The 19532-nt window shown below is 60.0% G+C and carries 18 protein-coding genes and 2 pseudogenes; 12 read left to right on the top strand and 8 right to left on the bottom strand.

What is annotated here, in order from left to right; genetic code table 11:
• Positions 1-133 precede the first annotated feature (133 nt).
• The 4 genes and pseudogenes from IPM54_35165 (at position 134) to trpS (ending at position 4533) form a co-directional block, all read left to right on the top strand.
• Positions 134-1591, top strand: a complete 1458-nt coding sequence (locus IPM54_35165; GenBank protein ID MBK9265008.1) for a glycosyltransferase family 2 protein — start codon at positions 134-136, stop codon at positions 1589-1591.
• 298 nt (positions 1592-1889) lie between these two features.
• Positions 1890-2207, top strand: a pseudogene (locus IPM54_35160) (HEAT repeat domain-containing protein).
• Positions 2177-3391, top strand: a complete 1215-nt coding sequence (locus IPM54_35155; protein ID MBK9265007.1) for a HEAT repeat domain-containing protein — start codon at positions 2177-2179, stop codon at positions 3389-3391. The pseudogene IPM54_35160 and the gene IPM54_35155 overlap by 31 nt, the downstream one beginning before the upstream one ends.
• An 82-nt stretch (positions 3392-3473) precedes the next feature.
• Positions 3474-4533, top strand: a pseudogene (gene trpS, locus IPM54_35150) (tryptophan--tRNA ligase).
• Between the two features lie 274 nt (positions 4534-4807).
• Here the strand turns inward: trpS and IPM54_35145 are convergent.
• Positions 4808-5959, bottom strand: coding sequence for a hypothetical protein (locus IPM54_35145; GenBank protein MBK9265006.1), 1152 nt, complete (start codon positions 5957-5959; stop codon positions 4808-4810).
• Positions 5960-6041: 82 nt separating this feature from the next.
• Between IPM54_35145 and IPM54_35140 the strand changes: the two genes are divergently transcribed.
• From IPM54_35140 to IPM54_35115, 6 genes are all read left to right on the top strand, one after another.
• Entirely contained in the window at positions 6042-6443 is a 402-nt protein-coding gene (locus IPM54_35140) for a hypothetical protein (GenBank protein MBK9265005.1), read from the top strand.
• 13 nt (positions 6444-6456) lie between these two features.
• On the top strand, positions 6457-6645 hold the full coding sequence (locus tag IPM54_35135; GenBank protein ID MBK9265004.1) for a hypothetical protein: 189 nt from the start codon (positions 6457-6459) through the stop codon (positions 6643-6645).
• Between the two features lie 115 nt (positions 6646-6760).
• Positions 6761-7807, top strand: a complete 1047-nt coding sequence (locus IPM54_35130) for a hypothetical protein (GenBank protein ID MBK9265003.1) — start codon at positions 6761-6763, stop codon at positions 7805-7807.
• A gap of 65 nt (positions 7808-7872) precedes the next feature.
• Positions 7873-8049: a hypothetical protein gene (locus IPM54_35125; GenBank protein MBK9265002.1), complete on the top strand. Its 177-nt coding sequence runs from the start codon at positions 7873-7875 to the stop codon at positions 8047-8049.
• Between the two features lie 11 nt (positions 8050-8060).
• Positions 8061-8555: a hypothetical protein gene (locus IPM54_35120; protein ID MBK9265001.1), complete on the top strand. Its 495-nt coding sequence runs from the start codon at positions 8061-8063 to the stop codon at positions 8553-8555.
• A 1412-nt stretch (positions 8556-9967) separates the two neighbouring features.
• Entirely contained in the window at positions 9968-10453 is a 486-nt protein-coding gene (locus IPM54_35115) for a hypothetical protein (GenBank protein MBK9265000.1), read from the top strand.
• 81 nt (positions 10454-10534) lie between these two features.
• Here IPM54_35115 and IPM54_35110 read toward each other — a convergent pair whose 3' ends face one another.
• Together IPM54_35110 and IPM54_35105 are read right to left on the bottom strand one after the other, a co-directional pair.
• Positions 10535-11422, bottom strand: coding sequence for a hypothetical protein (locus IPM54_35110; GenBank protein MBK9264999.1), 888 nt, complete (start codon positions 11420-11422; stop codon positions 10535-10537).
• 1229 nt (positions 11423-12651) lie between these two features.
• The gene (locus IPM54_35105) at positions 12652-13167 is read right to left on the bottom strand and encodes a hypothetical protein (protein MBK9264998.1); all 516 of its coding nucleotides are present in this window, start codon (positions 13165-13167) and stop codon (positions 12652-12654) included.
• Between the two features lie 631 nt (positions 13168-13798).
• Between IPM54_35105 and IPM54_35100 the strand changes: the two genes are divergently transcribed.
• Complete coding sequence (locus tag IPM54_35100; GenBank protein ID MBK9264997.1) at positions 13799-14074, top strand: hypothetical protein; 276 nt, start codon at positions 13799-13801, stop codon at positions 14072-14074.
• A 107-nt stretch (positions 14075-14181) separates the two neighbouring features.
• Here the strand turns inward: IPM54_35100 and IPM54_35095 are convergent, their stop codons facing one another.
• The 5 genes from IPM54_35095 to IPM54_35075 form a co-directional block, all read right to left on the bottom strand.
• On the bottom strand, positions 14182-14412 hold the full coding sequence (locus IPM54_35095) for a hypothetical protein (protein MBK9264996.1): 231 nt from the start codon (positions 14410-14412) through the stop codon (positions 14182-14184).
• Positions 14413-14417: 5 nt separating this feature from the next.
• Positions 14418-14600, bottom strand: coding sequence for a hypothetical protein (locus tag IPM54_35090; GenBank protein ID MBK9264995.1), 183 nt, complete (start codon positions 14598-14600; stop codon positions 14418-14420).
• A complete protein-coding gene (locus IPM54_35085; GenBank protein ID MBK9264994.1) occupies positions 14575-15213 on the bottom strand; it encodes a hypothetical protein in 639 nt (212 codons plus the stop codon). The genes IPM54_35090 and IPM54_35085 overlap by 26 nt, the downstream gene beginning before the upstream one ends.
• Positions 15214-15922: 709 nt before the next feature.
• Entirely contained in the window at positions 15923-16237 is a 315-nt protein-coding gene (locus tag IPM54_35080) for a hypothetical protein (GenBank protein MBK9264993.1), read from the bottom strand.
• Positions 16234-16821, bottom strand: a complete 588-nt coding sequence (locus IPM54_35075) for a tetratricopeptide repeat protein (protein ID MBK9264992.1) — start codon at positions 16819-16821, stop codon at positions 16234-16236. Before IPM54_35075 ends, IPM54_35080 begins: the two co-directional genes overlap by 4 nt.
• 448 nt (positions 16822-17269) lie before the next feature.
• Between IPM54_35075 and IPM54_35070 the strand changes: the two genes are divergently transcribed.
• Positions 17270-17413 carry a hypothetical protein gene (locus IPM54_35070; GenBank protein ID MBK9264991.1) on the top strand — a complete coding sequence of 48 codons (144 nt, stop codon included), beginning with the start codon at positions 17270-17272 and terminating at the stop codon, positions 17411-17413.
• Positions 17414-19532: the final 2119 nt, after the last annotated feature.

The following is a 19532-nucleotide window of genomic DNA, read 5'->3' as shown; positions in this document are numbered from 1 at the left end:
ACGCACTCCTACCTTCGTTCAACCGGGAAAATGTCCACGACGAACAAGTCGTGCGCGACCAAGCTGGGTCCGTTCCGACACTAACACCATTCTGTGTGTACCAGGACACGAATATTTCGTTAGAATGGCGGTCGTGCCCATCGTCTATGCGCTCTGGATTTTGGATGCGATCATCGTCGGGTACGTTACGGTGTTTTTCGTGCTGAACGCTCGGTTCGTCCTGACCAGTTTTCGGCGAATTCGGCACGAGCTGATTTCGGAAATCGCGCGGCCGGCATTGTCTTTCGAGCAGGACGTGTTTTTGCCCCTCGTCTCGCTGCTCGTCCCTGCGTACAACGAGGAAGTGACCATCGTCGATAGTCTTCGGTCGCAACTGCGATTGCGTTATCCCGCGTATGAAATCGTGATTTGCAACGACGGATCGAAGGACCGCACGGTCGAAGTGCTCCTCGGGGCGTTTCCTTTCGTTCCGGTTGCATACGAGCCCATCGGGACCATTGGCACGGCCCATATTCGCGGCATGTGGGAATGCCGCAGCAAACTCCCGGCCAGCATCCGCCGCATGGTCCTCATCGACAAAGAAAACGGCGGAAAAGCCGACGCGCTCAATGCCGCCGCCAACGTGGCCGAAGGTGCTTTCGTCACGAGCATGGACGCGGACAGTTTGCTCGTTCCGGACGCCCTTTTGCTCGCAGTACGAAAAGTCCTCGAAGCTCCGGGCGACATCGTTGCCGTCGGCGTGCAGGTCGGTTTGTCGAACGGATCAATCGTAAAAGATGGAAAAGTGGAGGAATTGCGCCTTCCCAAGAGTCTCATTGGAAAACTGCAAATCGTGGAATACATGCGTTCGTTCGGCAAGGGACGAACGGCGCTGTCCGAAGACAATGCAGTGCTCATTTTGTCCGGCGTATTCGCGCTCATCAGGCGCACGGCGCTCTTTGAAGTCGGGGGGTTTTTGACCCGGCACGTTCGGTCGAAATTGTGCATCGAATACTGTTCGGAAGGTGCCCACACGGTATGCGAGGACATGGAAATCGTCGTTCGTCTTCACCGCTGGCTCCTCGACAAGGGAATGCGCGGTCGAATCATTTGTCTACCTTTTGCCATTGCATGGACGGAAGCGCCGGAGAATTATCGCGACCTTGGTAAGCAGCGCGGGCTCGGTGGTATCGCGGATTGTGGGGAGGTCATCGTGTATCATCGCGCCATCATGTTTCGACCTCAGTACCGCCAAATTGGACTCTTTGCCATGCCATATCAGCTCGTATTCGAAGCTCTCGCGCCTCCCATCGAATGCGTCGGCTACTTGCTCTTGATCCTCACCGCCATTTTCGGCGCCTTGTCGCCGGCAGCTTTGTTGTCATTTCTCGGATTGGCGATGGCCATGAATTTTTGTTTGTCGACATTGTCTATTTTGCTTTGCACATTTTCAGCGTCGAACATGCGAGGGGGGCCCATGAATCGGTGTCGCTCGTCGCGTACCCGCAGAGCCAGGACACGATCATCCTCGTGTTCGTGGGCCTTTTGTCGAATTTGGGATATCGTCAATATTTGGTGTTTTGGCAGCTTCGCGGGCTGTATGATTTTCTGAAGGGCAACAAGGGTTGGGACAAATTCGGGCGCAAGGGTTTTGCCGTGACGCCTGCGACATCGAATGCTTCATTGCCAGGGGGTGCGAAGTGAACGTCATCGCGTTCGTGCTCTATGTGGCGCTCGCAATCGTCGCGGTAGCTTTCGTACCGGGCGCTTTTGTCATCGGGCGGGAAGTCGTGCGAAGGCGGCGTGCAAAAAAGGCGCTCGAACGGCTCGTCTTGGCACGCAATGTCATTCACGAGCTGCGACATGTGCCGCCAAGACATTTGGCACGCGCGCTTTCTCGCACATTCGACATGCACACCGTGGAAGCGGCGCTCGAAGAAGCCCTCGGGGAAGAGGCCGTATGTGCCGAGGTGTGTGAAAAATTGGGGTTACGTGAAGCTTGGGAACAAACCTTGCGCAATGCACGCTCGTGGAATGAACGCGCGCATGCCGCACGAATGCTTGGAAAATTGCGCGCGATTGCCGCAAGCAGAACGCTCGTCGAAGCGCTGGTCGATCCCGACGAAGATTCCACCGTCCGTTTTGCGGCTGGCGAAGCGATTGGTTCCATCATGGATGAAGCCGTCGTGCCGCATCTGTGTCAAGCGCTCGCGTCGAACGACGATCGAAGTGCACCCACCGTCGCCAAGCGCTCGTTTCGTACGGTGAATTGGCCATTGGCCCGGTTCTCGAGCTCCTTGCGGACAACCAGCCCTCCGCGCGTACCTGGGCCGCGCGCGTCCTTGGGCGCATTGGTCATCCACGTGCGACGTTGCGCCTCATTTCGGCGCTCGCGGATGCCGACGCGACGACCCGCGCAGCCGCGGCGGAGGCTCTCGGGCGCATTGGCGACGTACGTGCTGCGCGCGCGCTTTGCTCGACGGCGCTCACCGATCCCGCACCTCCCGTCCGAGCATGTGCGGCCTATGCGCTCGCGAAAACGGGCGACAAAGATGCCGCCAAGTCCATCGTTTTCGCGCTGCGCGATCCCGACGCGGAAGTCCGCAGCCGCGCGGCCGAAGCCATTGCAGCGCTCGCTCCAACCGATTGGTCCGTGCTCGAACGAGCTCTCTTCGATCCGTGTGACCGAGTGCGCCGAAGCGCCGCGTTGTCGCTCGATAGGATCGGCGCCGTCGCGGCATGGACGCGAGCGCTCGGATCGCCCGTTCCCGAAGCGCGAAGTGCGGCTCGCGCGGCGCTTTGCGCAGTGGCCCAAGCGGGTTTGTCCGAGGCGATCTCCGCTGCGGCGGCGAATGAAGTTCCCACCGTGCGTGCCGCTGTCGAAACGCTGCTGAACGATGTCCGTTCCGCCAAGCGTGAACCTTCGCCATCGATCGTATCGGCGCGGCGTTCCGCACGCATCAGCTCCAGGCTTCGTGCGCTGAAGGAGCTCGCCTCCGCGGGCACACCCGAAGCGACGGCTGCGCTTGCCGAAGTCGTCGTATCCGACCCATCGCCCCAAGCGCGTGCCTTGGCGGCTTCGTCGCTTTCGCGCTGCAAAGAACGTTGGCTCAGCACACCGGCGCTTTCTCGCGCGCTCATGGATCCGGCCGCTGAGGTAGCGACCGAAGCTGCGCGCGCGCTCGGCGAATGGCATGGCGCGGAAAGCCGCCGCCTTGCGGATCTTCCGCCTGAAACGATGCGTCGCATATCGGATCTTCCGCCTGAAACGATGCGTCGCATATCGGATCTCCGCCGGACACGATGCGCCGCATTTCCGGCTTCCACCCGAGACGATGCGTCGCATATCGGACTTGCCTCCCGAGTCAGGCGTTCCACCGGGCGCATGGATCAACGCGTGACGCTCGTTTGATTCGGCAACCTCGCAGCGATTCGAAAAGTGAATTTGTTCTGCCCCACATGCTCCTGGTGGTGCTAGAAGAGGCCTCGCAGCCATGGCCAAGAAAACGATTCTCACCGGCATCAAGTCATCCGGGCATCCGCACCTCGGCAACTACGTCGGCGCGATCACGCCCGCCCTTCAGCTTGCCCAAAACCCCGAACACGATGCGCTTTGACTCATCGCGGACTCACCACTCGCTCACCACCGTCCACGACAAGAAGACCATGCGTGACAGCACGCTCGAAGTCGCGGCAACGTGGCTTGCTTGCGGGCTCGATCCGTCGAAGGTCGTATTCTTCCGGCAGTCCGACATCCCCGAGCTTTTCGAGCTCACCTGGGTGCTTTCGTGCTTCACCGGCAAGGGGCCTCATGAATCGAGCTCCACGCCTACAAGGCGATTGTCCAGAAAAAACGAGGAAGCCGGTGTCGACGTCGACGCGGGCGTCAACATGGGGCTTTACAATTATCCCGTGCTCATGGCTGCCGACATTTTGATGTTCGGCACGCACCTCGTGCCCGTGGGCAAAGACCAGGCGCAGCACATCGAAATGACCGCCGACATGGCCGGCAGTTTCAATGCCGTCTACGGACCGATTCTCACGGTACCCGCGCCCCACATCGACGACAAGATGTCCGTCATTCCGGGGCTCGATGGGCGCAAAATGAGCAAGAGTTACGACAACGTGATTCCTCTTTCGGCGATCCGAAAAGCTCCGAAAAGCTCATCATGAAAAATCGTCACGGATTCGACGCCGCTCGAAGTACCGAAGGATCCGCACATCATCCATTTTCTCCTTTACAGCGCATTTGCGTCACAAGAGCAAATCGACGCATTGGCGGATCGATATCGCAAAGGCATTGGCTGGGGCGAAAGCAAAACAGGCACTTTACGAAGTGCTTCGAGGCATTCCTTGCGGGAGCCCAGGAAGATTTACGACGACCTGATGGCGCATCCAGAAGTCATCGAAAAGCACTTGGCAGAAGGGCGCGAGCGTGCACGGGCCATCTCCGTGCCGCTCATGCAGCGTATTCGCGAAGCGGTGGTATTGCGTGGTGATGTGCGGTTATTTCGAGCGATGTCGCACGTCAAGATTTCGGGCGTGAGCAGATAAGGCACCCGTCACCTCTCACCAACAACTGCGCATCGAGGGAAAGGTCGCGCTTCCGCAGCGATCAGGCGCGCGACGCGGCGAGGCCAAGGCGTGGGCAGCGGCCAAAAATGCGAAAGGGCACGTCCGCGCATGTGGATGCGGCGGCAGGATACGCGTGATGGCGCGGCAGTTCAAGACGGGGGTGCCGAAGTGGCTGAGGGGGCATCAGTTGGCGAGCTGATTGAAACGCGTTGGCGGGGGCAGGACCAGCCACGCCAAGAATGTGCATCAGTAATCAGGGGGCTTCGGGGCAGGCCACGGTGTCGGCCCCGTCCGACGCTAAACACGTGTGAGTGTCACGGGCCTCCCGATATACCGCATTCAGCTCGTCGCGCATGATGAGCAAAGCCGAGATTCTACGCACCATGCTCGTCAGGTGCCGCGCTTCATCGAGTGACAGTGCGCGCCCGAGCACTGCTTTTTCGCGGTAGCTCAACCACTTCTTCATGACCTGATACCCGCCAACACTAAAATTCCAGACGGGTTCGGGGACGGCGTGAAGAAATACCTTCTGATTCAACCATATATCGAGAAAGGTCGGGCCAAGCGGCGCTGAGGCAAGCTCTGGGCCGTCGGCGGGCGTCACTTTTCCAGGGCCGGGCATCACGATAGAGCCCCGCTGGAGTGCACCCCAACGCGCCTCTACGGCGAGGTCGTCGCGCCCCAAGGTAACACCGTCATCGCGGCGCAAACCGCCCAGCTTTCGGAGATCTTCGCGCACCTTGCCCGTCGTCACCCCATCGACAGCAACTTCCGGATCGAGAAGACTTGCCACCCTTGCGCCAAGTGCGGCTGATCTATCGAGCGCCCCGCGGCTGTCAGGCATCGGAATCCGCGGGTAATCCGCGCGAATTGCGTCGCCGTTTTCGGCGAGCCATTCCGGCGCATAACAAATTGCGAGTGCGTGGTGCCATATCATCGTGGCTGATTTCTCGTCAGCATAGCTTGCGAGAAACCACGCCACGTCTTCCGGCTCCGTGAGCGGCGCTGGTGTCTTTAGGACACGCCTCAAGAAGTCGAGGAAACGATCTTCAAGCGTTTTCGCCTTCGAGGGTGCGGCACAGAGTCGCCAAAACGCAGCCTCATCCTCAGCCAGCTCAAAACGCTCGATCCATGTCGGCCCATTTTCGCCATATTCGACAAGCGCGAATTCCCGCAGGTTCGTCAGCAACATGTGCCGGTAGGCAGTGCCGTAGTCCGACGCTTGCTTTGACTTCGTGAGGTCGCCAAGGCTTCGCGAGGGTGGTTTTACCTCGATTGCCCCGCGGCTCGGCTTCATGCTTCCGAGCGCTGCGTCGATCTCGTCGTTGGTTGCTCGTCGAGCAAACTGATCGACGGTAAACAGACCGCCATCCGGCAGGCCCGCACCTTGATTGCGCAAGTTCATGATGCAGCGGACTTTGGGCTCAAGGTCCTTGCCCACAGCATCAAGGAGTGCCTTCACAGCAGGGTAAAAAGACGTTTCAGGTGTGTTGGCACCCGTTGCCGCTGGTATTCGAAACGAACGATTTCGCTTCGCGCTCGAAAAGGATAGGCCCAAGCGCGAATACTGCGTCCAGTATCGCGAAACGGATTGGGCGTTCATCACGCGACTGCTCGAAGAAGATGGCATTCATTTCTTCTTCGATGACCGTGTGCTCGTGATGGCTGACGGTCCGACCGCGCACGAGCCCATTGAAGGGGGAACGCTCATTTTCCGCGCGCCGCTCGGCGCCATGGCGCACGATGAGCACGTTTCTCGATTCGCATGGGCCGATCGAATGCTATCGGGAAAGTACACGAAGCGCGATTACGTGTTCACGAAGCCCGCATTGTCACTCGAAACGTACGATAAAGCCGCTACAAACGTGGAGTTGGAGGTGTACGAGTAGCGACGGCAACGCAATGGTATCGAGTCCAGGACAATCCATCGTCACGGCGCCTGCGGTCAGCGTGATGGGCGAAGCATCGGCCGTCATGGCGGGGCATGGTGGCGCGGTGGCGGTGGATGGCGGCGTCAATGTCGGCGGCGGAGCCGTCGCAATCGCGGGCGGTGCGGTCAACGTCGGGACCGCGCTGCGCAACATGAATTGAGGTTTGCCTTGTTTAGCTTATTGGTACGCTCAAAACAGAATGGAAGGATGAGGAAACAATGAGGAATCACAGAGTTTGCGAATGCGCAATGAGGACGACCAAAGGAATCCGCGCAATGGTAGCATTGATAAGACGCGGCCTGGCGGTGCGGGGCATGCTGCTCTTGGGCGTCGTTGGGGTGGGGATGACCGGAGCGTGCATGGGCGAGATAGGCCCAGTCGCTTCGGCCATTGCGCCCGACGCATCGTCACTCGATGCATCGACCGAATGCGTGGTAACGCCCGACAAACCCGAAGACATGCCCACCCAATGCCCAGCGCCGGTGGAAGATCCGTGCGAGCGCTATCGTCTCGAGCTCCTTGGCGATCCGACCAACAACCCCACAGTTCGTGCAAAGTACATCGCGGCGTTTGGCGACGCTTGCTATCAGGCGGACAACGCAAACCGCACATTCGACTGCTGGTACAAGACGTGGAAGGAAGCGTGTGAAGATGCAGCGCTTATTGGCGAGGTATCGGGAAATGCGCCGTTCGACAAGGGGTACGAATGCAAGCCTGACGGCAAAGGAAACTACTGGCTCCAAACTGGCTCGGATCCGTCGATCAGGACGTGGATCTACTTTGACGATGCACCGCGACAAACACCGCTCGTCGAGGTCGACGGCGTGCTGGTGGAGGTCAACGGTCCATATCGGAATTTGCCCGAGCCGCCAACCGTCGGAATTGCGCAGCCGTTCAACAAATGCTTCAGCGGCATGCTCGACGCCAACGGCGGGGCCATCTACCAGAGGGAGTATATTCTGCAGGTCAATCGCAACGCGCACAAGAACGCCGCGGGCGTCGGCGAAATTCACTCCGATCTTGCGGGCTTCAAGTGGACTTGCGAGAGGCTCGATGAGAACTGCAAGGTTGTGATGGAAGAGTGTGAGGAGCCGCTTGTCCTTTACGATCCATTTAGCAAAGAAAAACCCTTCGACCCGGCCTTGATCGCGCGGGTGCACCATGTCGTGCCCATGAAGGACAAGCGCCTCTGCGGCTGGGGGACAAACTCGAACAAGAACGCAGCAGTCATCTCGACGAAGCTCAACAACTGGTTGTCGAACAAGAACCCACCGGCCGAGGAAGTGAAACAACTCAACAAGGCCCCTGCGTACACGCCGTGAGCAGAGCGAGTGCAGTTTGTCACGACCTGATTGACGCCGGGACCAATGTGGGGTAGTTGCGGCAGATGGTGATACGCAATCATCCCCGCGGACGCCTCGTCTTCGACCGCGATGCCATCGTGCACGCCGCGCTGCGCGCCTACATCGAGTCCATGGTCGCTGGTCTTCCGAGTGGCCTGCGGTACGAGGTCTGCGATCAAACCTACTGGAAGGGTGATGTCCAGCGGGGCCCGCATTTGTGAACGCAGTCAGCATGCTCCCAGCAGGCTCGGGTCAACAAAAAGGGGGCGTGCTCGTGCAATGCCTGGATAAGCTGGCGGGCGTCGGCTTCTGGCTGTACGGCGATCTGGTTGGGGGTACGTTCTTCACCGATCCGAAAGCCCCCGGTACCGAACAACTGCTCCCATGGGGCATGCTCCAAAACGGTCGGCTACCATTCTGGGTACTCGGGGAACTTGCCCCGCACGCGGCAGAGCGCGCCCGAACGACGGACGCACCCATCCACGCCATCATCGACGCGGTGGTCGATCGCGCGCTGAAAGGGCCGACCGAATTCACGCCCGACGAAATTGCGACGCTGATTCCCAAGCCCGAACCGACGCAATTGCTCGCCGTTCAGCGAAGGCTTCAAGAAGTGGGCATCACGTGGCCTGGTTCGCCTGAAATCCCCCCGCTGCCGCGTCCACGTATCAACCCTTTTACCGGCAAACCCCTTACAGACATGGAAATCGATCGTCTCATCCGATGAACGCTCGAAGTGGTGACCAACAGGCGCCAACGAGCAACCCTTGGCGAATCGGCGCTATCGGTAGGAAGCTCTTCCAAGCAATCGCTCGAAATCGTCATCGCTTTCGTGGCGCAATGGACCGCTCGGGTATGGCTGGTCGCATCCGCTTGACCAAGCGATCTGGGTCGAGAGGGAATTTCGGAATGCAGGAACGGCTCTTCGCGTCACGGTCGTGGGCGACGCAGTGGACTTCTGGCTGCTGCGGCAGCAAGGCGTGCTTTCCCCGATGACGCGAGCGTACAGAGATCAACGTACACCACCCATGCAGACGAGTCGTTTCGATACTGCGCTAATGGACGCTGCCGCAAGTCTTTTGACGATCGTGCGGGATGCAGTGCCGCCGAGACTATGGAGCACTGGCACTGAAGAAGCTCGTCGTGAAGTAACGTGCACCTGGCCTTCGCTTGAACAAGTTTTGGACTCAAAAGCGCTTCGGGCACCGCACCTAGCTGCTCAATGCTGCCTTTTGTGCGACGTCCATCATCATGAATGGCCATTGCGTCGCCCATTCACGTAGCCTTCAACGTTTCGAGCTGTTCTTTCACGGTCGCGACCGTTGGCCAATCCCTATCCCACGATCGCAGCTTGTGTGCGTGGACCTGCGCGATGCCGTCTGCGCCCCTTGGGTCACCGCCCAACAAGCCGCCGATGCCGACCGCGCGCTTCGCGCAGCGGGAGCCCGTGGCTCAAGATCAAGTAAGTAACGACATGGCGCAAAAGTGTGGTCGAATGCAGAACTGCCACATGGTGAAATTGTCCTTGTACTAGCTGCTTCCTTCTATTGGGTGCACCCACGCACCTCGAAGCCAACGAATTTCATCTATCGCCCACCATGCGATTCATTCGTCAATGAGAATGTCACCTCAATCGATGCAAACCACCACCATGCGCCGACGAAAATCTCCTATCGCACAAGGAGTCCACTCCGTATCATCATGAGTTTTTCGTAGTGAGCAACGTTTCCGATCCATCGCCCTAGGAAAATGTTGCAGAGCACTACGAAAATTGTATCGCGATCAAGGACAGCGCTTCGGCCCATGCGGACATTTCCCTGGCACCGAGTCTCCAGGACCATCGATATGGAGCAATTGTGCTTCGGTACACAAAAATTTTTCGGTGCCAAGGACGTCGCTCCTTGGCCCATAGGAAAATTTCCTCGGCGCCGAGTCTCCGAGACCATCGACCGAGGAAACGATTGCCGACAGCGACAAAAATGGTGTCGTGACCTGGGAGATTTTTGTGGCGCGATGCACACCACACCGCGGAATCGAGCTTTTTCGCGTAGGCACGTGCGGGAAACTTGGACCGCACTTCGCAAATGTGCGATGGTCGGAAAACTCTGGGCTTTCGCACAGAGAGAAAGGTCAACCATCGTGAGCGATCCCAAACATCCCAAGGTCGGTGATTTGATCATCGATGCGACGGGTATCCCGCTTTCCGATATCACGCCGGACCGTGTTCGTCAGTTGACGAAGGTGCGAGATGGGTACGAAACCGTCGTGACGCACGTGGTGCAACTCGCTGCGGCCGATGTGGAGCGTGCAGGACTGAATCCCGCGGAGATTCAGCGCTTGCAGGCGTTATCGGCTGAAGATGCGCATCTGGGAATTGCACGCGGCGGCGCAAAGTTGACGGAATTGCTCTATGAGACGCGTCTCCAACGACGGCACGAAATCGCGACGCTGCTGGCCGAATTCGCGGCCCAAGCACGGCGTCGCGCGGACCGCGTGGAGAACAAGCACGAAGTGCTCGGGCCCGTGGCCACGTTGCTCGACTACCAGTATGGTCCGGCCAAACAGGCTGCAGCCACGAAAGAAGCAGCGCAAGGTGGCGGGAAGGATCCCGGCACGACGCCGTGAGCGATTGCGGCGTAAATCAAATCATTGCTGCGTGACGGCCTTTCGGGGCCGTCGCGGATCACGCTCACGTCAAGAACGCCGCTACTCCGGGGGAATCTCCGGCGAACCGGGCCACGTAATGCCCACCTTTTGAAGCATGTCCTGTGCGGCAAGCAACCGCTCGGGATCGGGCGGCGTGGGGAGCAGCGTCGCGAGCTCATCGGCGGTCAGTTGCGTAGGGCCGGCGAGGGCGCGCTCGGCCACCGCCTCGACGAGATCTCGGATGGGCTCGGCTCGATCCAGCATGGCTTGCGTGATGTGCCCACCACCATGAGGCGGGTACCAGAGGGTTCCCCATGCAACCTGGCCCCACGTGGCCAACCGGAGGGCGCCGGGAACCGCACGATCATCGCGGTCGAAGAGCGTGCCCCCGAGCCGCTCGCCGTCGCGCAACCAGAAACCAATGCTCGCTAGCTTCTCCCCGTGCACCGGCCCCGCCACGAGCATGCTCGAGGCAAGCTCGAGCGCGGGCTCGAGCTCGGCGGGCAGGTCGGGCAACGTCGCGCGTACATCGTCCGGGCCGCCTTTCACCGCGTCGACAGAGAGGCCGAGGTGTTCGATCGGACCAAAGCCCAGTTGGTACCCGAGGCCCACGACGCCGGCCTCGGTCCACGCGACGACCTCATAGTCCCCGGCGCCGTTGCTATTGTAGAAGGCGCCCCGCTGGAGGTCGCCTTTCCAACGCGGCACGACGCAGACGGTGAACGTATAACGCTTGAGTGGGTCGAGCTGCGCGAGGACCGCTTCCACATAGGCGCGTTTGGCGGCCCGGACGATGGCATCGCGGTCGAAACCAAGGTATCCGAGACGGAACATTTGTCGCCGAACCGTCTTGGGCGGGCGCGTAAAGGGGTTGGGGCCTTTGGGCCGCGGCGGCGGGTCTGGGATCTTGGGCGAACCGGGCCAGGTGATGCCGACCTTTTCCAGCATGCGTTGAGTGCCGAGCACACGCTTGGGGGGGGCGTGGAGGAAGCGGGTAAAGCATCGCCTCGAGCTCCTCGGCGGTGAGTTCCGTGGGGCCTTTCAGCCTTCGATCGACCACCGTCCATAAACGCGTGGATGGGGGCCTCGACGCGGGCGTGCTCTGCCAAGGTCGCCCTGGTGTCTGGATGAGAACGACGATAAATCTGGGGCAGGAGCCTGCCGCGTCGAAGCAAGCCCCACATGACGAGTCGATCGGCGCCTGCAGATGTCGGGTCGGTAAAGAGCGTGCCGCCAATACGATCGCCATCGAGCCAAAAGCCCACACCCGCCAGCTTCTCCGCATTGCATCCCTTCCCGAGCATGCCAGCGGCCATCAAGAACGCGGGTTCCAGCCTGGCAGGAAGGCCGGGCAACGCCGCGCGCACGTCCTCCGGGCCGCCGGTCACGTCGTCCTTCGCGAGGCCGAGTTGCTCGATCGGGCCAAAGCCGAGCTCATATGCGAGTCCGACGACGCCCTTCTCGGTCCACGCGACCACGTCGTAACTTCCATCCGAGCCACCTCCGCCACCCCTGTAGAAGGCGCCCCGCTCGAAATCGCCCGTCCAGGCGGGCTTCGGTGTGTGGGTGCTTGACGATGGCTTCGGTACGCGCGCAACGCGGCGCGCACTAATGGCGTCACGGTCGAAGACGAGGATTTCCGTACCGATGCTCCGCTCAATCATCAGGTCGCCCTACCCCACGGGTTGGTTGGCGTCAACGCGGTCCCAACAAACAAGCCGGCTAAGGTATGTCACGGCGAGCTGGCGCGTCATTGAGCTGCTTCACTTCGTCTGCCGGCGGGTCGTTGTTTCGGAAATAGTTGTTGAGTTCGTGCGAGAGATGACGGCTGCGTTTTGTACGAGTTCGTGCCCCAGGGCAGCAGCGTTTGTCTTTCCTGGGTACGACGTGGTGTACCCGCCCGGCAATCTGGCCTGGAAGATAGAAGGGCGGCGGATCGTCTGGATCTGCAAGGACCGTTGGCTCCTCGCATATCGTTGGTTTGCCCTCCGCCCTCCTCGCAAGGCCATGTAAACCCGCGAGATCGGAGTGAATCTTGCCACCATGCTTTTCTTGTTGACTTCCAGGACCCACTCCCTCTGGTTGAGGGCTCGCCGTCCGCGTTGACCATACCGCTAGGAGCCGAAGTCGTTTCCTGGGCGACACCGTTACTTCGACCAAATTCCGATACGGCCCGTTCACCTCCGTCGGGACGCCATCGACCACGACGAGCGGTGTTTGTCGCGGCGCATTCGTGAACCTGATGAAGATCTCGTGCGAGACATCCGGACCCACCTGGAGCCGGAAGTCGTCAGAGCCGGCGATCGGTTGACATTCGTAACTCTTGTCGTACGGCGCAGCTCCAAATAGCTCGGCGATCTGTTGGCATCATTACACGCTTTGGTCTTCAGCTCCTTCTCCTGATAGAAGCAATTGAACGTATCGTTCACGGACATGTAGCAAGGCGAGCCAAACGCCGCGATGTACTTCGCGCGTAGCGCAAGATCGTCTTTCGGATTTCCGAGGAGCGGGATGTACCAACGCATGCACGGATCTTCAATGTCGTCAGGACATTCCTCCGGCGTCTCCGTTGATGTGTCGGGCAGCGTAACGCGCGGAGGTAGCTGCGTGCCGGCGTCACACGCTCCCGTCATCCATCCCCCACCGAAGCCCAATAGCAGCACACCCAGCATTGCCGAGCGGCGTCTCGTCATTGCTTGCATGGAGTACGGAATCGCACGTTGAGCGGCTGGGTTACAAGGGAAAACGCGGTTCTTTGCTTCATTCGCAGAATCGAAGCGCTACGCACTGAACGGTGCGCTTACTTCGGCGGAGGGATGGACGATTCGACCCCGAGGAAAACATCGTCGACCGCGAAATCATTGCCCGATGCCTGGGTATTCGCATTGACGAGCCTCAGGGTGACGGACGTTGCGCCACCCGAATTCCACGTCGTGCTCAGCCCCTCCCAAACGCCGAGTTGTGATGAAGTTCAAGTTCGAGGCAGCTCGTCGTTCGCGTAAAACGACAGCTCCGACGGGCCCACGGGTTGATACCATCCCCGTAAGGTGGCGGGCAACAAGCATTCATCACCCAGGCCTCGAAGAAATACTTGGTTCCGGGATTTACGGCAATCGGCCCGGAGTACCACACGCGATCGGGCGTCGCCTTCCCATTACCGATGAACATCAACCCGTCCCCGGTCGTGTGATCGCCAATCATCAGCAGATTGCTATTGAATGCCTGCGGATTCGTTCCGACCGTGTATTCGCCTTCCACCGTGTTGATATCGGCGTAGCTATAATCGGAGAAAGATTGCGTATTGCCCGCCGAGAGAAGTCACCGTTGGGCACGAGGTTTGGCACGGGCGGTTTCGATCCATCCTCGGGCCCGGCGTCGTCGGGGCCAAATCCGCCGTCGAAGAGATCTCCACTCGAAGAACTGCTGCTCGTTTGCATTGCGCCGCCCGAACCAGACCCCGTGCCACCGCTGCCTCCAGCACCGACGTTGATCGAGGGTGCCGGTGAGCACCCGAAGAAAAACGCTGCAGCGACCAGGGCGGGCTTGCTCCCAAGTTGCATGCAGTCGCAAAACGTCAACGGAAAGACCAAGTATCGTTGAAAGCTGCTCATGAAGTCGACCACGACCGACCATGAAAAGCGATGACACGGCCAATGTCAAGTGCGTCAATGAGCGCACGCTTCAAAGAACGACGGCACCCATTCCGCTCAAATTGGCCCGCTCTCTTCAGCCAGCACCGTCACGACAGGCTCGTTTTCGACGAGCTTGCGCACCCGAATCCATTCGACGGTCACGGTACCAATCCCCGAATCGAGGTTGCACGCCGGGATTCCAATCAGCACGGGGTCGGTGAGCGCTTTGGAAAACGTAATTTCGGTCCCGTTCTCCTGCCAATTGAACCCGTCTGCCGAATAAAATGCACGCGATCGATTGCCCATGCGCGTCACCGCGCATATTCCGGCGTCAGGTTCGTTCCAGCGATGGCCACTTCAGCCGTGCTCGCGTTGTCCTCGAGACGATAGAATTGGTTCGAGCTGATGCGCTGAAAACCGGCGACATGATGCGATTGCGCGATTTGGCACCGGTGCTTTGCCGAATCATCAGACCCCCATCTTGCTCCATTCATCCATTGCGCCTCCCATGGACGTCACGTACGTATCGGCCACGAAATCGCCACTCACGTCATGATGCAAAAACACGAAGCTGTCCGACGAGGCCCAAATATCGCCCGACGACACGGAAAGCGTCAGCGCAGACCCTGCTTCCGCGGCCGCTCTTTGGCGCCACCAATCAGCGACAGCGTAAAGCCACCACTGTCCACCACGCCGTCGTCGAAGTCGTTCCGATAAGGTGACACTCGATTCCCATCCGCAGGAGGTTTTGCAGCGGTCGGATCGCCGTAATAAATCAATAGGATTGGTCGACGGCCGAAGCCTCGATCGGAGCCGTCGTGCGGAACCACCAAGTGTCGACGTGCCGTTCCACGACGATACCGGATCCAGCACTCGGTCGAGCTCCGTCAGCATACCACCGTCGTCGCGGAAGATACGCACGTCGTTGCCCGTCAGAAGCGCCTTGGATTGCCCCGTGAGCGACCAGTGGTCGAGCGGGACGGCGATGGAGTAATCGCTAGGAATTGCCGACGCTTGCGCCTGAACGTGGAGACGCCGCCGAAACGCGTAAGGAATGACCGGCATCGACCCGCCGCCTCCGCCGCTGCTCGACGCGGTGTCATTCATTCCGCCGCTTCCGCCTGCGCCTCCGGTCGATGCGCTGCTGGACGTGTCGCTTCCCAGCTCCGCCCGAGCCCGTGGTGGAGGCGCCGAAGAGACTGACGGGTGCAGTACCCATCGAATCAGTGAGCATGCAGGGCTCAGGAGGCTCACGCCCGTGAGCAGAAACAGAACGGCCGGAAATGGGCGATGTAAGCAAGCCGTGGAGGCGTTTGGAGCGCGAAATCATTGGAATGAGCGTGATGATACATGCAAACGGTACGAGCGGGCGTGTCATCCTCCCCGCCCCTCCCCGCAGGTCTTTTCCGACATTGTGCGTCGTTACAGGTGTGATTAACAAAACAGTATGCTTGCCGTCGCGCATCAGTGCCGCACCACGATCCCAGCTCGAACGTGTTGCACTTGGCGCGTGCCGCCTTTCGGACCTCGCAAAGCAAGTCCGTACAGCGGTTCAATCGAGAAAAACCCACGGGCGTCATTCGCGCACCCACGTAAAATGAATCATTCACCAGATCCAGGGCTGAAACACGGCCGGCAATCGTTCGGCTTCCGCTCCGTGGGCATATCCCCTCGCACATCGAGCCACGGCAAAACCGTTCGCCCCACGGATACCCCCCTGCATGGATCCACCGGCTCGATGCTTCGTCCTCGCGATCCCGCAAGCGCACGTGCGTCAGCCAATACGTCGCATCGATTCGCACTTCGCCACGCAATGTCAGCCCGATCGACGGGCTTGCTCCATGCGTTTCGATGGCATCCGTAAAACGGCGAAACGTATATGCAAGGCTGCTCGAAAGCCAGGGCGGAAGGGCAGGTGAACTTGACTACGAACGCGCACGACCGGCACCGCATTGGCCGGCGCGCCGAATGCGGCTTCCGCTCCGAACGACAATCCCGGCGCAAATGCCAAGCGGGCGCCTCCGCCGTACGTTGCGCCATAGGCCCAGTCACCTGACAGCGACATCGGCCGACCGCCTTGCCCGGTGTCGAACGAAAGCCGCAATCGATGGATCGACTGCGACAAACTCACGTCCACTTGGCCGAGCGCTGGCGAGCCGTTCCCAAAGACGCGCCCCGCGTCGTCATTCGCGCCGAACGCGTGTACATGCGATACCGCAATGCGCGAATGTCGCCATCGTGCGGTGCAAGTCGCTCGGCTCTTTCAATGAGCGCGCGTGCTTTCGTGACGTTACCATCGGCATGCAAAAGCCGCGCGCGCAATGTCAAAAGGCCCGGTGTGTGCTGCGCTGGCGCCTCGTCCAAAAGAAGCTCTGCATCTTTCCACCGATGGTCCCACACGAGCACGTTGAAAAGCCCCGTTCGCACGTCGTCGTCGCTCGGATGGCGCGCCAATACGTCACGATAAAGCTCTTCGGCGCGGTCGTGCCGCCGCTCCACGCATGCCCGCGCCCGAGGCCCGCTCGCGCTTCGTCGTCGCGTGCGTTTCTGCACGAGCAGCTCCCCCGTAGATGCGCCGCGATTCATCGAAATCACCGTCCAGCGCAGCTTCCCGAGCATCCTGCAACGCCGCTTCACGATGGACGCGCCCGGGGCCGCTGCGGGTCGTGCTTTTGCCGTGCAGGACGCATTCAGCGCGAGCAGGCTTGCCAGCACGAAGGCCGCGTCTGATCGACGGCCCTGGCACCAGCCGAAGCGAGCGCTGGCAACGCACGCCTCGACCGTCGCATGGTGGCGGGGCCCCGCGCACATCACGAGCACGAAACGGAGGCGGCATGTCCGAGGCGTGCGGAGGACGGACATGACCACCCCCCAAAAATCCTCTTCCGTCTCGGTTTCGTTATGGTGATACCATCATCTCCACATCGTGGAACACGGTTATCACTTCTTGACCAGGCCTGATCGACTCTCGATCCCTCACGCTGAGCCTGCGCCGTCAGTTTTCATCGCGATCACGAGCCCATGGAAGTACATCCTCGACTCGGCCAAAGTCCCTGAGTGGGTCGTGAGCGCATCGCGCCTCTCTTGCTGATCCTAATCGAGGTCCCTTCGTCGTCACGCGTAGCGGCAAGTTCGTCACCCGCCTCGGCGAAGGTACGTGCGTATGGGCGCGCTTCCCGTCATCACCCGCGAGAAGCTTGATGGTATCGCCACCGTGGCCGAGGTGGCCCCTACGATATGTGGCATGGAGGTCGCTCGGAAGGTCACTGGCGAGCGAGGTGGCGGCAGCCTTTCGCCGTCTGCATGATGCCGGGCCGCGGCTATCGCGCGAGTTTACTGCTGCCGCAGCCTGGCAACCCATAAACATCAACGACTTCATACGCTGGAGGACGACGTCACCGCCGACGACGTTCAAAAAGGCGCGCGTCATCCTTTACGGCAGCTTCACGATCGGACACGTGCGCCCAACCCAAAGTTCGAGGATGCGGCCCGCAGCTATTACAACAGCGTGTGGTCTATCGGCCGCGTGGCGAAAAAGTTTCGGGGCGCTTGACGTGGCAGGCTGAAGCGTTCGAGGATTGGCTGGGAAGGCTCTTCAAGAAACGCACGATGCCGTAGGTGTGGTTTGCGCCGTGCGGCAAGGAATGATTGGCCCGTGGCGCTGCGAGGTGGTCAGCAGGGCGAATGGGAAGCGAGATGCTCCTGCAAAACTTACAAAAGGCTTCATGGCTAGGCGACGACGCTCTTCGAGTCGTCGAAGGGATGCCTTCTTTGGCGGCCATTGATTGCTTCACTCGCGGCTCGCGGCAGAGGCGGAGAAGACGCTGATTTCACCACCGCCTCGCTCGGTTTATGCAGGATGTATCAAAAAGATCCTCGACCATATCGCGAAGGAGGTATCTTGACGTTCCGGGTGACGCGCGAGGAGCCCGACCGCATGGATCCAAAGACGAAGGTCGGCGGAAGCTCGGCGGTGGGGCTATCGGGGCGTGCGCAAAGCCAGGTCACGATCTAAGTTCACGAACGCATTGACGGCGTGCCGCGATCCCGCACCGGCATTGCCGTGCAACATCGCGCATGAATTCGCCGGCGAGTGGAACGAATTTCAACCTTGGCGCACCGTCGTTTTGCTCCTGGGCTTATGATCGCCGAGGCTTAAGCAGAGCTTTCCCATCTGGCCCGCCGAATATCTCTTAGCGCAACACGCGCAATGAAATCGACGACGTCAGGCCGCTGTTCTGCGCGTTTCGCGACATCGAGGCGTACAAAAGCCTGGTCCGACGCGATCGACGCCCAAAGGATTTGCGTGAATGCAATGCGCCTGCCATCCCTGCGGCAGATGGTGCCTCGGCACAAGCGTTGTGGCGCTGAAGACGGCGGTTGTCAGCGAATGAGGACGATGACGTGGAGCCGTGCTGCACTCGTCAGTGGAGTCGCCAAAAGAAATTGATGGATGGGGCGTGAGCGGCTTGAACGAAAGCGTTTGGCGGATTCCACTCAGCTGTTCTTCTTACCAAGAATGCCACATCACCGCTCTGCATCGGCGTTCTCCCCACCAGGATCGTTACATCACTGCTCCGCATAGGCGTCTTTGCCATAAAGATCGCCACATCACCTTCTTCTGCATCGCTGTTCCTTGCCAGCAAGATCGCCATATCACCGCTCTGCACAGGCGTCTTCGCCGACAAGACTCGCCAAGACCACCTCTCTGCATAGCGCCCTCTCCCCGAAAACGGCTTCTCGGACGTCTGCAAGGTCGATTTTTTTCCAAAGATCGCCATTGCGGGAACGGATCTTGCCCCGATGTTCAGCCTAGCGGGAGGCGGAACGCCGTGCATGAGCGTGGCCGACGTCGTACGTCACGGCAGGCAGCCGAAGCATGCAGCTTGCAGGGTAACCGTCGATACCGCCTGCCGAATAAGGCGACGGCTCGCCATTACGATGCTCGGAGATGAACTTGCCTCACCATTGCAGGCGTTACCTCGGGATGCAAGTGTGTGGCCCCGTATGAGCAACAATTGACGACGATTCCGGCCAAGCGCCCTTCAAGAACGTGGAAACGCCGCCTGCGCCGCGTCCTCCGTTCATGATGTTGAGCACCGTCACATCCTCTGGCCCGCCGTGGCGTGAGCAGCACCGTGCCCCATCGGCCGGATTGGGCGCCGGCTAATTCCAGCTTCTGACATTGAAGAGCTTTACGAGGTCCTCCTGCGCCGGGTCGTTGAACCGGGCAATCTGATACGGGCAATGATTGCGCTGAGAAGCCCCGGAGGACGCGAATGCAACAAGCTTCCGCCATGACCGAACCCGCCGAGAATCCACACGAACATATCCGCCCCGGATCGAGTGTCGAATTGCTCGTGAAAAACAACCCACCATTACCCTGAAAAACGCAATGTCCACATTCGTGTCGCCAGGCGTGCCCT

The organism is Polyangiaceae bacterium (assembly GCA_016715885.1).
Lineage (GTDB): Bacteria > Myxococcota_A > Polyangia > Polyangiales > Polyangiaceae > Polyangium.
This window is presented reverse-complemented; position numbering and strand designations above follow the sequence as displayed.

Coding starts and splice junctions, on each gene's coding strand:
- IPM54_35145 (MBK9265006.1), bottom strand. CDS start 5,959: ATGAACTTGCGCAATCAAGGTGCGGGCCTGCCGGATGGCGGTCTGTTT.
- IPM54_35135 (MBK9265004.1), top strand. CDS start 6,457: ATGGTATCGAGTCCAGGACAATCCATCGTCACGGCGCCTGCGGTCAGC.
- IPM54_35130 (MBK9265003.1), top strand. CDS start 6,761: ATGGTAGCATTGATAAGACGCGGCCTGGCGGTGCGGGGCATGCTGCTC.
- IPM54_35125 (MBK9265002.1), top strand. CDS start 7,873: ATGGTGATACGCAATCATCCCCGCGGACGCCTCGTCTTCGACCGCGAT.
- IPM54_35120 (MBK9265001.1), top strand. CDS start 8,061: ATGCTCCCAGCAGGCTCGGGTCAACAAAAAGGGGGCGTGCTCGTGCAA.
- IPM54_35110 (MBK9264999.1), bottom strand. CDS start 11,422: ATGCTGGAAAAGGTCGGCATCACCTGGCCCGGTTCGCCCAAGATCCCA.
- IPM54_35105 (MBK9264998.1), bottom strand. CDS start 13,167: ATGACGAGACGCCGCTCGGCAATGCTGGGTGTGCTGCTATTGGGCTTC.
- IPM54_35095 (MBK9264996.1), bottom strand. CDS start 14,412: ATGGGCAATCGATCGCGTGCATTTTATTCGGCAGACGGGTTCAATTGG.
- IPM54_35090 (MBK9264995.1), bottom strand. CDS start 14,600: ATGAATGGAGCAAGATGGGGGTCTGATGATTCGGCAAAGCACCGGTGC.
- IPM54_35085 (MBK9264994.1), bottom strand. CDS start 15,213: ATGAATGACACCGCGTCGAGCAGCGGCGGAGGCGGCGGGTCGATGCCG.
- IPM54_35070 (MBK9264991.1), top strand. CDS start 17,270: ATGGGCGCGCTTCCCGTCATCACCCGCGAGAAGCTTGATGGTATCGCC.